Consider the following 14,891-nt stretch of genomic DNA (forward strand, 5'->3'; position numbering starts at 1 on the left):
ATGAAATTGACTCCCCTTGCAATGACTTTGGCGCTGGCGCTCGGCGCGGCCACGGCAGGCCCGACCGCCAACGCCGCACCTACCGTCAAGCAGGCGGTGCGCAAGCCATTCTTGTGGGAGAACGCCACGGTCTATCTCGTGCTGACCGACCGCTTCAACAACGCCTACATCGGCAACGACCTCGCCTACGGCCGCAAGGCGGACGCCGCTCCGCTGCGCGGCTACATGGGCGGCGACCTGGCCGGCATCACCAGCAAGATCAATGAAGGCTATTTCGACAGCCTGGGCGTCAGCGCCATCTGGGTCTCGCCGCCGGTGGAGCAGATCCACGAAGGCACCGATGAAGGCACGGGCAAGTCCTACGGCTTCCACGGCTACTGGGCCGCCGACTTCACCGCCGTCGACGCCAACCTGGGGACGGAAAACGACTTCCGCAATCTGGTCGACGCCGCGCACGCGCACGGCATCCGCGTGCTGCTGGACGTGGTGATGAACCAGACCGGCCCGGTCACGGAGACCGACTACGCCTGGCCGGACGACTGGGTGCGCACCGGCCCGCAGTGCACCTACAAGGATGCCAAGACCACCATCGAATGCACCTTGGTGAAGAACCTGCCGGACTTCCGCACCGACAGCGACACGCCGGTCGAACTGCCGGAGAACCTGGCGGCGAAGTGGCAGCGCGAAGGCCGCTTCGAGCGCGAAGTGAAGGAGCTGAATGAGTTCTTCGCCCGTACCGGCTATCCGCGCGCGCCGCGCTACTACCTGATGAAGTGGCATTCGGACTGGGTGCGCAAGTATGGCGTCGACGGCTTCCGAGCAGACACCGTCAAACACGTCGAGGCCAAGGTGTGGAAGGAACTCAATACCGTGGCCGCCGCTGCCTTCGAGGACTGGAAGCGCGCGAATCCCGACAAGAAGCTGAGTGACGACAAGTTCTATTCGACGGCGGAAGTCTACAACTACAACATCGCGCACGGCCAGGTGTTCGACTTGGGCGGCGGCACGAGCGCCAACTACTATCAGAGCGGCTTCAATAGCCTGATCAATTTCGGCTTGATCTACGATGCGGAAAAGGATTACGAGCCGCTGTTCAGCAGCTATTCGAACACGCTGCATGGCGGCGCGCTGGAGGGCTACTCGGTACTTAACTACCTGGACTCGCATGACTACGACAAGCCGTTCGATGCTTCGCGCAAGAAGCCTTTCGAAAGCGCGAACAAACTGCTGCTGGCGCCCGGCGCGGCGCAGATCTACTACGGCGACGAAACCGCGCGCAAGCTGGACGTGGCCGAAGCGGTGGGCGACGCCAAGCTGCGTTCCTTCATGAACTGGGATGAGCTGGCGCAGAACGCGCAGCGCGACGGCTACAAGGTCGCCGAGGTACGCGCGCACTGGGCCAAGATTGGCCTGTTCCGCAGGGACCACGTGTCGGTGGGCGCCGGCGTGCACCAGCAGCTGCAAGCCAAGCCTTACGTCTTCAAGCGCACCTACGACAAGGGTGCGCTGCACGACAAGGTTGTCGTCGCGCTGGACCTGCCGACCGACAAAGCCGCCAGCATCAATCTGCACGGCGTGTTCGCCAACGGCCAGAAGGTCAAGGACTACTATTCCGGTAAGACCGCAGTGGTGAAGGGCGGCAGCGTTACGTTTGGCACGCGTAATGCGGTTGTGCTGATCGGACAGGAATAGCAGCTGCAGGGACGCGGCACCAGCCGCTAAAGACCTCGGCCTCCATCGGCCGCGCGAACATATAGCCCTGCGCTTCGTCGCAGCCGGCCAGGCGCAGGAAGGTCAGCACTTCCTCGCATTCCACACCCTCGGCCACCACGCGGTGGCCGAGATCCTGTGACAGCGTGATCATCGTTGCCACCAACGCCTGCTTGCGTATATCGTCTTCCAGTCCGATGACGAAGGACTGGTCGATTTTTACCACGTCGGCCGGCATGCGCTGCAAGTAGGACAGGCTGCTGTAGCCGGTGCCGAAGTCGTCGATCGCCAGACGCACGCCGCTGGCGGCGATCGCATCCAGCATGGCGTGAGCCTTGAGCGGCTGCACCATGATCGCGCTCTCGGTAATTTCCAGCTCTATGCAATCGGGCGGCAGGTCGCACTCCCTCAGGCCCGCCCCCAGTGCTGCCGCGAAGCCAGGTTCCAGCAGATTCGCCGCAGATACGTTGATCGACAGCTGCAAGCACAAACCCAGGTCGCGCCAGTGGCGCTGCTGACGCATGGCCGTCGCCAGCACCCACGCGGTGGTGGCATGCGCCATCCCGGAGCGCTCGATCACGGGAATGAATTCGGCGGGGCCGATGGCGCCCAGCGTCGGATGGTTCCAGCGCAGCAGCGCTTCGGCGCCTATGCAGCTGCCGGTGGTGATGTCGATGCGGGGCTGGTACACCAGTCGTAGCTGGTCTTTGCTTTCGAGTGCGGCGCCGAAGTCGTTGAGCAGCGTGAAGCGGCGCTGGTACAGGGTATCCTCGGCTTCGGAATAGATGGCGATATGTGCGTGCGCGTCAATGGCGTCATGGGCCGCGCTCTGCGCCCGGCGCAGCACGTCGAGACAGTCGGCGTTGCCGATTTCGAAGGGCGCTATGCCGACCGTGGGCGTGGCGACGTAGCGCGATTTGGCGATGCACTGCGCGCGTGCCATCTTCGCCTCCAGCAGCGGCAGGTAGGCGTCCAGCGTTGTGCCGGGCAGGGCGATCAGCGCGAATTGCGTGGTCGTCACATGGTAGACGCGGCGGCTGGGGCCAACCTCGCTGCGCAGCCAGCGGGCGGCGTCGGTCACCAATTCATCGAGATAGGACGGGTCCATCGCGCGCGCGGCGTGGCTGAGTTGTTCGGGCGTGGTCAGGTTGATCAGCACCGCCAGCCGCTGCTCGCCAGCCGGGCGGTCGCGTTGCAGGTCCTGGAAGTCCTCCAGGAACTGGTTGCGGTTGGGGAGGCCGCTGAGCGGATCGATACGCCCCATCGCATGCTGCATTTCGATTTGCGCCATGACCATGCCGGCGAGGTCGCACAGCGCGGCAAGTTCCTGCGGCGTCGTGTCGCGCGGTTCCTTTCCAAGCACGCACATCGCACCGAGGCAGTGTCCTTCGGCGGTGATCAGCGGCGCGCCGGCGTAGTAGCGGATGCCGCTGGCGGCCAGTGGGCTATCGCGAAAATACGCATCCTCCAGCAGGTCGGGGATCACCAGCAACTCGCCGCAGTCGGCCACATTGCCGCAGGGCGCGCGCAAACGGGGAATCGATGTGTGTTCGACGCCGACGCGCGATTTGAACCACTGACGGTCGGTGTCGGTCAGCGATATGGCGGCAATCGGCAGCTTGAACATGCCCGCGGCCATGCGCGTGATGCGGTCGAAGGCCGCGCTGGGCGGCGTGTCGAGCAGGTTCAGTTTGTGGAGGGCGTCAAGGCGCCGGGATTCGGTAAGCTGGCAATAAATAGTCATGATCTGGTCTCTGCGCGGAAAGCGTTTAACGACAAGGTGCTATTCAATGCGGGATGGGGCACTGGGAAGGAAGGGGTGTTGCGGGGGAGCGGGGCGTGGCTCCTGATTTGCAACTAACCGGAGTCAGTCGCTAAATGGAAATCACAGAATACCATGATTTCCATTTGCCCTAGTTTTTAGTGTTGCGGGTCTGTGGACAGCGAATACGGCGCATCGGCCGGCGCGGTGGCGCGTTGCGTGTTCGGTTTGTCGGACATGTCGAAGTCCAGCACCGCGCCCTGCATCAGGCCCGCGTGGCTCAACCAGTTCTTCGAATACGGCTTGCCGTTGACTTTAAGCGCGTTCACATAGCGCTTGCTGTCGCTGTTGGCGGGGGCATTGATGACCACCGTCTTGCCGTTCTCCAGCCGCAGCGTGACCTTCTTGAACAGCGGCGCGCCGACCACGTACTGCGGCACCACCGGCGTGACGGGGTAGAAGCCCAGCGCCGAGAACACATACCATGCCGACGTCTGGCCGTTGTCCTCGTCGCCGCAGTAGCCGTCCGGCGTGGCCTTGTACAGGCGGTTCATGGTTTCGCGCGCCCAGTACTGCGTTTTCCACGGTGCGCCCGCGTAGTCGTACAGGTAGATCATGTGCTGGATGGGCTGGTTGCCGTGCGCGTACTGGCCCATGTTCGCGATCTGCATTTCGCGGATCTCGTGTATCACTTCGCCGTAGTAGCTTTCGTCGAAGGTCGGCGGCAGCGTGAACACCTGATCCAGCTTGGCGACGAACTTCTCGCGGCCGCCCATCAGGTCCACCAGGCCGTTCACATCCTGGAACACGGACCATGTGTAGTGCCAGCTATTCCCCTCGGTGAAGGCGTCGCCCCATTTGAACGGGTTGAAGGGCGACTGGAAGCTGCCGTCCTTGTTCTTGCCGCGCATGAGGCCCGTCTCCGGGTCGAACAGTTTTTTGTAGTTCATCGCCCGTTGCGCATAGATGCCGATCTCCGACTGCGGCTTGCCGAGCGCCTTGCCCAGCTGGTAGATGGCGAAATCGTCGTACGCATATTCCAGCGTGCGGGCGGCGTTCTCGTTGATCTTGACGTCGTACGGCACGTAGCCTAGTTCGTTGTAGTACTTGACGCCGGCGCGGCCGACGGCGCTCATCGGTCCTTCGTTGTCGGCGCCGTGCTTCAGCGCTTGCCACAGCGTGTCGATGTCGTAGCCGCGCAAGCCTTTGACATAGGCCTCCGCCACCACCGATGCCGAGTTATTCCCGATCATGACGTCGGCCAGGCCGGGGCTGGACCATTCGGGCAGCCAGCCGCTTTCCTTGTAGTCGTTGGCCAGGCCGGCCTGCATCTCGCGGTTGATCGACGGGTACATCAGGTTCAGGAAGGGATACAGCGCGCGGAAGGTATCCCAGAAGCCGGTGCCGGCGTACATATAACCGGGCAGGATCTTGCCGTTGTAAGGACTCCAGTGGACGATCTGGTTGTTGGCGTCGATCTCATACAGTTTGTTCGGGAAGAACAGCATGCGATACAGGCTGGAATAGAAGGTGCGCGTCTGGTCGTCGCTGCCGCCTTCCACGCTGATGCGGCTCAGCGTCTTGTTCCATACCTCTTTGCCTTTTTGCGCGGTGGCGTCGAAGCTGTCGGCGGCCAGTTCGCGCTTCAGGTTCAGCTCCGCCTGTGCTTCGCTGATGAAGGAGGAGGCCACGCGCATGCCGACCTTCTCGCCTTTTGCGGTCTTGAAGCCGACCACCGCGCCGCTATGGTCGCTCGCCAGCTCCATGACATTGTTCACCAGTTTATCGCCGCTCCAGATGCGGGTGGAGGTGAATGGCTTGTCGAAGTAGATGACGAAGTAGTTCTTGAAGTTCTTCGGCAGCGGGCCACGCGCATAGCGGGTGCTGTAGCCGACGATCTTGCGTTCGCCCGGGATCACCTTGATGTACGAGCCTTTGTCGTAGGCATCCACCACCACGTAGGCGTCGTCGGTTTTCGGGAAGGTGAAGCGGAACTGCGCCGCGCGTTCGGTCGGCGCGATCTCGGTGGTCACGTCGGCGTCGGCCAGGTAGACGCTGTAGTAGTAGGGCTTGGCCACTTCCGCCTTGTGCGAGAACCAGCTGGCGCGGTCGTCCTGCGTGAACTTGGGTTTGCCGGTGACCGGCATGATGGCGAACTGGCCGTAGTCGTTCATCCACGGCGACGGCTGGTGCGTTTGCTTGAAGCCGCGGATCTTGTCGGCGTCGTAGGTGTAGGCCCAGCCATTGCCCATCTTGCCGGTCTGCGGCGTCCAGAAGTTCATCCCCCACGGCAGCGCGATGGTCGGATAGGTATTGCCGTTCGAGAGTTCGGGCTTGCTGGCGGTGCCCATCAAGGGATTGATCCACTCGACGGGATCGGCGATGGGCGCGGCCGAAGCGGTCAGCGCAAACAGGAAGAGGGGCAGCGCAAGCGTATGGAGTTTCATAATTTTGGCGGTGGTGACTGGCGAAAACCAGTGTAGCAGCTATGCCATCGCCGGAAACCAACAGGCCTGGGCGGCCGTCATGTTTATTGGCCGATTACTAAACAAGGTGCGCCGGCTACTGCGCGGTGATGACGACGGACGATGGCGCGCTATCGAGTTTGCCGTCGTTGACGGTCAGCGTGGCGACATAGACGCCCGGCAGGTCGACGAAGAAGGTCGGCGTGGCGACGTGGAAGTTCAGCAGGGCGGCCGTGCTGCCTGCGGGTTTGGACAGCGTCCACGAATAACTGAGGATGTCTTGGTCGGCGTCGGTGCCGCTGCCGGCCAGCTTGACCGAGCTGCCTGCCGTCACGCCTTGTGCCGGTCCGGCAGCGGCGACCGGCGCGTGGTTCGCTGGCGCGTTGTAGTCGCCGCCGCCACCGCAGGCGCTGAGGGTTAGCGTAAGCAGCAGCGCTGGGATATGGTTGCGTCTCATCATGGTCTCTTTCCGGCTCGACTGGGAGCCGAAAAGATATCACGGTGTTTACTTCTTTTCTACGAATACCACGGCGCTGCGTGGCGGAATTGCAAACGTGCCGGAAGTAGCGTCGTACTTGGCTTCCAGGGCCACGCGTTTGTCCGCTGCGGCCATGTTGGTGTGGACCGGATGCAGTTGGTAGCGGCGGTTCTTTTCCGCTTCCACCGTCACGCGCTGCGCGACCTTGTCGACGTTGATCAGGTAGGTGATGGACTTGAAGTTGGCCCCCGCATAGCCGGCCCCCGCATAGCCGGCCCCCGCATAGCCGGCGCCGTCCAGGTGGGCGACGATCACGGTCGGCACCTGGCCGCTGCCGGTGTTATGGAAGCGCAGGCGCTGCTTGATGTCGGCGGCGGTGCGCAGGCGGAACAGCGTGCTGCTGGAGCGGATCGCCAGCAGGTCGCGGAAGGCGTCGCGCGCGTAGGCGATGTCTTTCGGCGACGGCTTGATGGCGGCGTCGCGCAGCAGTGGCTTGATCAGCTCATAGTCCTTGCCGTTGTCTTCCGCGCGCGGCACGCCGGTGCCGTAGTAGTTGTCCTGGTAGCTCCAGTCGATGCGGTTGAACCAATCTCCCGATTCGAAGCTGTTGCGGTCCAGCGATTTGGAACGCAGGATATCGAAGCCCGCGTGGAAGTAGGCCACGCCCTGGCTGAAGGCGTTGATGGCGGCGCCCAGCATCTGCACCTGTGCGCGTTCGGCGCTGGTGGTGGCGTGCGGCAGCTTGAAGGCGTTGATGTCATATAGCGTCTGGTTATCGTGGTTCTCGACGTAGTTGACCACTTCACCCGGTTCGCTGGCGTAGCCGGCCGGCTGGTTGCCGCCGTAGACGATGTCCTGCAACGGCTGCGTCTTGCCGTCCCAGGTTTGCAGCGGGTAGCTGCGGATCGAACCTGCCAGGCCGACCTTGACCAGGTCCGACGCTTGCAGCAGGTCGCTGGTTGGACGTGCACCCGCTTGCGCATTGGCGTCGTACACCAAGCCGTTGATATAGCCTTGTTGCGTGATCATCTGCACGCCGCTGTCGCCGGCGCCGCCGCCGCGCACCGCATCGCGCGCGCGGTCGCTGAAGGTGCCGATGCCGCTGCCGTTCAGCGACAGCTGCGAGGCCTGCACGAAGCGCGCACCATCCGCCACTTCGCCGAAGTTCCAGCCCTCGCCGATAAGGTTGACGTGGCGGCCGGTGGCGCGGTCGGCGCGGGCTTGCAGCTGCTCCATCGCGGCGCGCGGCTGGTGGCCCATCAGGTCGAAGCGGAACGAGTCGATCTTGTACTGCACGGCCCACTGTTCGGCCGAGTCGATCATCAGCTTGGCCATCATCAGGTTTTCGGTGGCGGTGTTGTCGCAGCAGGTGGAGCGTTCGATCGCGCCCTTGGCGTTCAGGCGGTGGTAGTAGCCGGGCACCACGCGGTCCAGCACGGACTTCTCATTCTGGCCGGCGATGAAGGTGTGGTTGTACACCACGTCCATGCCGACGCGCAGGCCGGTCTTGTGCAGCGCCTGCACCATCTGGCGGAATTCGACGATGCGCCTGGCGCCGTCGGCCGGATCGGTGGCGTAGCTGCCTTCGGGCGCGTTGTAGTGGTAAGGGTCGTAGCCCCAGTTGTAGCAGTCGGTGGCCTGGGTCTTGGCGACCAGCGCTTGCTGTTCTTCGCCGTCCGGTTTCAGGCCGGTTGGGATGGCCGGCGTGACGCAGCCTTTTTCCGGCACGCTGCCGATGTCGTACACGGGCAGCAGGTGAATGTCGGTCATGCCGGCTTTGCTGAGCGCGGCCAGGTGCTTCATACCGTTGGAGCCAGCCTCGGTGAAGGCGGTGTACTTGCCGCGGTTGGCGGCGCTGACGGTGCTGTCGTTGATCGAGAAGTCGCGCACATGCAGTTCGTAGACTGTCATGTCGGATTGGGTGGTGACCTTTTTCGGGGCAGGGTTTTTGTCCCAACCGGCGGGTTTCAGGTTGGCCGCGTTCAGGTCGGCGATGTAGCTGCGTTTGGAGTCGGTGGTCAAGCTGATCGAGTAGGGATCGGTGACGAGGTTGCGCACCAGGCCTGCCGATGGCGCCACCACGTCCACCACGTATTGGTAGTACTGGCCGGAGCGTTTGCCATCAAGCTGCGCGGACCAGATGCCGGTGGCGTCGTCGCGCTGCATAGCGGTGATGGCGGAAGCTTTGCCGGAGCCGCTGGCGTAGCTGCACAATGCAACGCGCTGCGCGGTCGGCGCCCAGAGTTTGAAGCCGGTTTGTTTGCCGACACTGACGCCCAGATCGCGCGCGTTGGCGGCGCCGGCATACAAGTCATCAAGCGCGCCGGCGATTTGCAGCGTGGTGGCGTCGCGCACGGTGCCGTCTTCAGCTTCCTGCACCAGCATGACTTGCTGCGTCAGCACGCCGCCGAGGCGCGTCGCATCCGCAGCCGCCAGCGTCAGCACAGCGCCGTTGCCGACGAATTTGAAGCGTTGCGCGACATCGGACGGCAAGCCGCCATCAAAGCGTGCCAACGCCAGCGAACCATCCGCGCCGGACACGCGCGCACCAGGCGCCGCGTGCAGCGAGGCGGAAGCGGAATAATAGAGTTTGAAAGCGCCGCTGGAAGCGTCGGCGCCCGGCCATTTGATCAGCTGTCGATTGAGCCAGTAAGCCCGCGCATCGGCGGCGACGGCGGGCTGTAGGACGGTAGCGAACGGGGCGTCGCAGGCGGCAAGCGTCGCGTTATCGGCGGCCGCAGCCGCCACACAGGTCAACGCCAGCGCGCCGCCAACAGTAATTCCAGCCACCCACGTCCCAAGATGCATACCACCCATATCACCGCCTCCAAAACTATAGATTTAGGTAGTGCGGCTACAAAAACCGGCAAATACCCCTGTATTTGCCGGTTATGGTAATCAAAAATCTGTAGTTTTGATACTTATGGCTTGGATTCGCCCTTTTCGCTTTCCGGGTAGCAGAAGCTTGCCGGGCCTTCATTGCGGTAGTTGTCCACCATCTTGTAGCGTATCGCGTACAGCGCGAAGATGGCCGCGACCAGCAGGGCGAAGGCGGCGAAGAAGAACATCTGGAACGCGATCACGCTCAGGCCGCTGGTGGCAATGTATGCGCTGACGGCGTCGTTCTTCACGCCCGCATTGACGATCAGCACCCACAGGTTGCCAACCGTGATCGCCAGATACCAGAAGCTCAGGATGATGCCCTTCATCGGCACCGGCGCCTGGCTATAGGCAAACTCCAGTCCCGTCGCCGACACCAGTACCTCGCCCAGGGTCAGCAGCGCATACGGCAGCAGCTGCCACAGGATGGAGACCTTGTCGCCGCCGTCCATCTGCAACTGGATCATGCCGATCACGATCCACGACACGCCGGCCATCGCAATGCCCGTTCCCATGCGGCGCAGCGGCGTCGGCGTGATGCCGATAACGCGCATGATCGGATACAAGGCCAGGTTGTTGAACGGGATCAGCAGCATCACCAGAATCGGATTGACCGCCTGCATCTGCGCCGGCAGCAGCGTGAATTCCCAGCCGAAGATGTTCAGCAGCGGGCTGTTCATCGCATTGGCCTGCACGATCCAGGTCGACGCCTTCTGGTCGAACAGCGAATGGAACGGCGTCACCATCGCGAACACGATCAGGATGCGCAGCACCGAACGCACGCCTTCCACCGCCTCGTCGCTGTGCAGGCCGCGCGCGCGGTCCAACTGCATCGACACGCCGATGCCGCCAAACGCCAGCACCAGCACCAGCGCCAGGCAGGCGGCGATGACGAAGCCCCATTGCGGCGCCATGCACAGCGACGCCACAGCGCCCAGCGCGCCGGCGCCGGCCATCACCAGGCCGGGACGCGATTGGCCGGGCTGCTTGCTCATCAGCGCGGTGCGGGCCACGCTGCTGAAGGAGTTCGGGTTCGGCGCGGCCGGCGGCACGTGGATGTACTTGCGCTTGCCGAGCCAGAACACCAGCGTGGCGACCGCCATCAGGATGCCGGGGATGCCGAAGGCGACGGCCGGGCCGTAGTCGCGCAGGAACACCGGCATCAGCAGCGAGGCGAAGAAGGAGCCGAAGTTGATGATCCAGTAGAAGGCGTCGTACACCAGCTTGGCGCGGTTCTTGTTGGTCTGGTCGAACTGGTCGCCGACGAAGGCCGCCACCAGTGGCTTGATGCCGCCCGAGCCGAACGCGATCAGGAACAGGCCGAAGTAAAAGCCCTTGAGGTTGTCCTCGAAGATCGCCAGGCAGGCATGGCCGGCCACGTAGATCAGGCTGAACCAGAACACCGTGTTGTACTTGCCGAACCAGCGGTCGGCCAGCCAGCCGCCCAGCAGCGGGAAGAAGTACACGCCGATGACGAAGGTGTGGAATACATGCTTGGCCTCGCTGGCGCGGTCGGCCAGCGGCACGAACAGCAGCAGGGTGCTGAGCAGGAATGGCGTCAGGATGTTGCGCATGCCATAGAAGCTGAAGCGTTCGCAGCCTTCGTTGGCGATGATGTAAGGAATTTGCCGGGGCATCGGCCCGTTGCCGGTGTTGCTCACTATTTTCTCTCCTGATTTTGTGTAGTTTGACTACTATTTTTATCTGGCGAATTTTTGTAAATATCCGCAAGATGTTGATTTTTATGGGTTAATTGTATTAACCCGCAAGTGCCTCATGGATTGAAAAAACCATATTCGTGATGTATATTGTCTACAAACCTATATCCAGTTTTGCCAACCCCGGATTTTCTTATGACTAAGCAACTTACACAAGTTTCACCGCACTCCCAGGACTGGTATCGCGAAGCGATCATCTACCAGGTCTACCCGCGCAGCTTCAACGATACCAACGGCGACGGCATCGGCGATTTACCCGGGATTACGGCAAAGCTGGACTATATCGCATCGTTGGGCGTGGACATCGTCTGGATCTCGCCTTATTTCAAATCGCCGATGAAGGATTTCGGCTACGACATTTCCGACTACTGCGACGTCGATCCGATGTTCGGCACGCTGGCCGACTTCGACGTGATGATCGCCAAGGCGCACAGCCTGGGCCTGAAGATCATGATCGACCAGGTGATGGCCCACACGGCCGAGGAGCATGCATGGTTCAAGGAGAGCCGCTCCAGCCGCGACAATCCCAAGGCCGACTGGTATGTCTGGTCCGATCCCGCGCCGGACGGCAATCCGCCGAACAACTGGATGTCGGTGTTCGGCGGCTCATCGTGGCAGTGGGACACGCGCCGTCGTCAATACTATTTACACAATTTCCTGGTCAGCCAGCCGCAGGTCAATTTCCACAACCCGCAAGTGCAGCAGGCGCACCTGGACGCGCTGCGTTTCTGGCTGGAGCGCGGCGTCGACGGCATCCGCCTGGACGCCTGCAATTTCCACTTCCACGACCAGGAGTTGCGCAGCAATCCGCCGGCCGTGAACCGCGACACCGCCACCGTATCGGACGTCAATCCCTACGGCATGCAGGCGCACATCTACGACAAGAGCCGCCCGGAGAACCTGCCTTTCCTGCAAAAACTGCGCTCGCTGCTGAATGAATACAAGGCGGTCGCGATCGGCGAAGTGGGCGCCGACGATTCGCTGGCCGTGATGGCCGAGTACACCGCCGACGGCGACAAGCTGCAGATGGCTTACAGCTTCAACCTGCTGGTGCCGACCTGCTCGTCGCACTACATCCGCAAGCAGGTGGAGAATTTCGAAGCGCGCGTCAAGGGCGGCTGGGCTTCCTGGTCGGTCGGCAACCACGACGTGCAGCGTGTGGCGACCCGTTGGGGCGGCCCGGACGCGCCGGCGGCGTTCGCCAAGATGATCCTGGCGATGCAGCTGTCGCTGAAAGGCACGCCGTGCCTGTACCAGGGCGACGAACTGGCCTTCGCCGAGGCGGACGTGCCGTTCGAGCTGCTGCAGGACCCGTACGGCATCACCTTCTGGCCGGAGTTCAAGGGCCGCGACGGCTGCCGCACGCCGATGGCGTGGACCGACGGCGCCAACGGCGGCTTCACCGAAGGCAAGCCATGGCTGCCGGTATCGCCGGACCACCTGGCCAAGGCGGCCTCGGTGCAGGAGGGCGATGCCGCGTCGTCGCTGGCATTCACCCGCAAGTTCATCGCCTGGCGCCGCAAGCTGCCGCAATTGACGCGCGGCGCGATCCAGTTCTTCGACACGCCGGAACCGGTGCTGGCGCTGCGCCGCGATGCCGAGGGTGAGCGCGGCATCATCGCCGTGTTCAACCTGGGTGCGGCGCCGGTCAGCTGCGCGTTGCCGCAGGCGGTGGGCGCCGAGCAGATGGACGGCTACGGCCTGCCGGGCACGGTGGTCGACGGCCAGGTGCAACTGCCGGCCTTCGGCGCCTGGTTCGGCTACGCGGCGTAAAACGGATGCCGCCGCCGTCACTCCCGCGCAGGCGGGAGTCCATACTCAGCATGGATTCCCGCCTGCGCGGGAATGACGGTGGCGGAATTTGCACCGGTTTCCTTCTTAACACCGGGTATTTCGGGTATGCTTCCGCCAACTGTTTTGACTGAATTGACGATGAAACAAGCTGAAGTAGATCAAAAACTGAACCGCACCGCCTTCGCCGACGGCCCGCGCCTGCTGGCCGACATCGGCGCGACCCACGCGCGCTTCGCCTTGCAGACCGCCCCCGGCGAGTTCCGCGCGGTGCGCGTGCTCAAGTGCGACGACTACACCGACATCGTGGCGATGCTGCGCTCCTACCTGTCGGACCATTCCGATATCACGCTGAACCACGCGGCGCTGGCGGTGGCCAATCCGGTCAGCGGCGACCACGTGCGCATGACCAACCGCGACTGGGAATTCTCCACCGACGAAGTGCGCCGCGCCCTGGGCCTGCACACGCTGCTGGTGGTGAACGACTTCACCGCGCTGGCGATGTCGCTGCCGGGCCTGAAGCCGGCGGACTTGATGCAGGTGGGCGGCGGCAAGCCTGCCTCCAATTCCGTCATCGGCGTGCTGGGGCCGGGCACCGGCCTGGGTGTGTCGGGCGTGATTCCGACCGTGGACGGTTTCGTCACGCTGGGTTCGGAAGGCGGCCACACCAACTTCGCGCCGGCCGACGAGCGCGAATATTCGATTTTGCAGTATGCCTGGCAGACCTGGTCGCACGTGTCGACCGAGCGCCTGATTTCCGGCCCGGGCATGGAGATCATCTACCGCGCCATCGCCAAGCGCAACGGACGCCAGGTGCGCGACCTGACTTCGCAGGAAATCATGGCTGGCGCGCTGACCGACAAGGACCCGCTGTGCCTGGAAGTGCTGGAATGCTTCTGCGCCATGCTGGGCGGCGCCACCGCCAACCTGGCCGTGACCCTGGGCGCGTTCGGCGGCATGTTCATCGGTGGCGGCATCGTGCCGCGCATGGGCGAGTGGTTCGCCTCGTCGCCGTTCCGCACGCGCTTCGAGGCCAAGGGCCGTTTCACCAGCTACCTGTCGGAGATTCCGACCTATGTGATCACGACGCCGAACCCGGCGTTCTATGGCGTGGCGACGATTTTGTCCGAACACCTGCGCGGACGCAGCGGCGCCAACACGCTGATGGAGCGCGTGCAGCACTTGCAGCACGAGTTGACGCCGGCCGAGCAGCGCGTGGCGCAGCTGGTGCTGGAGCAGCCGCGCCTGGTGCTGAACGAGCCGATCGCCGACATCGCGCGCCTGGCCGAAGTGAGCCAGCCGACCGTGATCCGTTTCTGCCGTTCGCTGGGTTTCCTCGGCCTGGCCGATTTCAAATTGAAGTTCGCCAGCAGCCTGACCGGCGCGATTCCGGTGCGCCATAGCCAGGTACGCGTCAGCGACAGCACGCACGACCTGAGCGCCAAGGTTATCGACAATACTGTTTCCGCGATTCTGAAATTCCGCGACCAGCTGGACGTGCGTTCGCTGGACAAGGCGATCGCGCTGGTGGCCAAGGCCAAGCGGGTCGAGTTCTACGCGATGGGCAATTCGCGCGTGGTGGCGCTGGACGGCCAGCACAAGTTCTTCCGCTTCCGCATTCCGACGTCGGCGTATGGCGATTCGCACCTGCTGACCCTGGCGGCTGAGTTGTTGAATCCGGGCGATGTGGTGATTGCCATCTCCAATTCCGGCAAGCTGCCGGATCTGCTGGCGGCGGTCGATGCGGCGCGCGCGGCGGGGGCGGACGTCATCGCCATCACGTCGAGCAACTCGCCGCTGGCCAAGAAAGCCAGCGTATGCCTGGCGGTCGACCACAGCGAGGACAGCACGACCTTCCTGTCGATGATCTCGCGCATCCTGCAACTGCTGCTGATCGACATCCTGTCGGTAGGCATTTCGCTGGACGCGCAGAACTCGCGCCTGGTGGTCGAGCACAAGACCGCCAGCGGCGGCGACGACAACCGCCGCCTGCTGATCTCCCACCTCGACAGTTAAAATAAAACCCGGGGTCAGGTCCCCCATTAGAGCATGAGCTCGGCTTCAAAGCCGAGCTCATGCTCTAATGG

The 14,891-nt window shown here is 63.2% G+C and carries 8 protein-coding genes; 3 read left to right on the plus strand and 5 right to left on the minus strand.

The window, feature by feature from the left end:
- Positions 1 to 1,692 carry an alpha-amylase family glycosyl hydrolase gene (locus tag V6M89_RS26520; protein ID WP_332856015.1) on the plus strand — a complete coding sequence of 564 codons (1,692 nt, stop codon included), beginning with the start codon at positions 1 to 3 and terminating at the stop codon, positions 1,690 to 1,692.
- Here the strand turns inward: V6M89_RS26520 and V6M89_RS26525 are convergent.
- The 5 genes from V6M89_RS26525 to V6M89_RS26545 all read right to left on the minus strand — a co-directional run bounded on the left by V6M89_RS26525 (position 1,646) and on the right by V6M89_RS26545 (position 10,932).
- Entirely contained in the window at positions 1,646 to 3,454 is a 1,809-nt protein-coding gene (locus V6M89_RS26525) for a sensor domain-containing phosphodiesterase (protein ID WP_332856016.1), read from the minus strand. The two genes, V6M89_RS26520 and V6M89_RS26525, sit on opposite strands and share 47 nt — an antisense overlap.
- Before the next feature lie 176 nt (positions 3,455 to 3,630).
- Entirely contained in the window at positions 3,631 to 5,919 is a 2,289-nt protein-coding gene (locus tag V6M89_RS26530; RefSeq protein WP_332856017.1) for a GH92 family glycosyl hydrolase, read from the minus strand.
- 115 nt (positions 5,920 to 6,034) lie between these two features.
- Entirely contained in the window at positions 6,035 to 6,397 is a 363-nt protein-coding gene (locus V6M89_RS26535) for a PKD domain-containing protein (protein WP_332856018.1), read from the minus strand.
- Between the two features lie 45 nt (positions 6,398 to 6,442).
- Positions 6,443 to 9,232: a pullulanase-type alpha-1,6-glucosidase gene (pulA, locus tag V6M89_RS26540; protein WP_332856019.1), complete on the minus strand. Its 2,790-nt coding sequence runs from the start codon at positions 9,230 to 9,232 to the stop codon at positions 6,443 to 6,445.
- Positions 9,233 to 9,336: 104 nt separating this feature from the next.
- Positions 9,337 to 10,932, minus strand: a complete 1,596-nt coding sequence (locus V6M89_RS26545) for a POT-type proton-dependent oligopeptide transporter (RefSeq protein ID WP_332856023.1) — start codon at positions 10,930 to 10,932, stop codon at positions 9,337 to 9,339.
- Positions 10,933 to 11,148: 216 nt separating this feature from the next.
- Between V6M89_RS26545 and V6M89_RS26550 the strand changes: the two genes are divergently transcribed.
- Positions 11,149 to 12,786 carry an alpha-amylase family glycosyl hydrolase gene (locus V6M89_RS26550; RefSeq protein WP_332856020.1) on the plus strand — a complete coding sequence of 546 codons (1,638 nt, stop codon included), beginning with the start codon at positions 11,149 to 11,151 and terminating at the stop codon, positions 12,784 to 12,786.
- A gap of 159 nt (positions 12,787 to 12,945) precedes the next feature.
- Positions 12,946 to 14,820 (plus strand): glucokinase, encoded by a 1,875-nt coding sequence (locus V6M89_RS26555; RefSeq protein WP_332856021.1) that lies wholly within the window; start codon positions 12,946 to 12,948, stop codon positions 14,818 to 14,820.
- The last annotated feature ends 71 nt before the right edge of the window (positions 14,821 to 14,891 follow it).

Source organism: Duganella sp. S19_KUP01_CR8 (assembly GCF_036688705.1).
GTDB lineage: Bacteria > Pseudomonadota > Gammaproteobacteria > Burkholderiales > Burkholderiaceae_D > Rugamonas.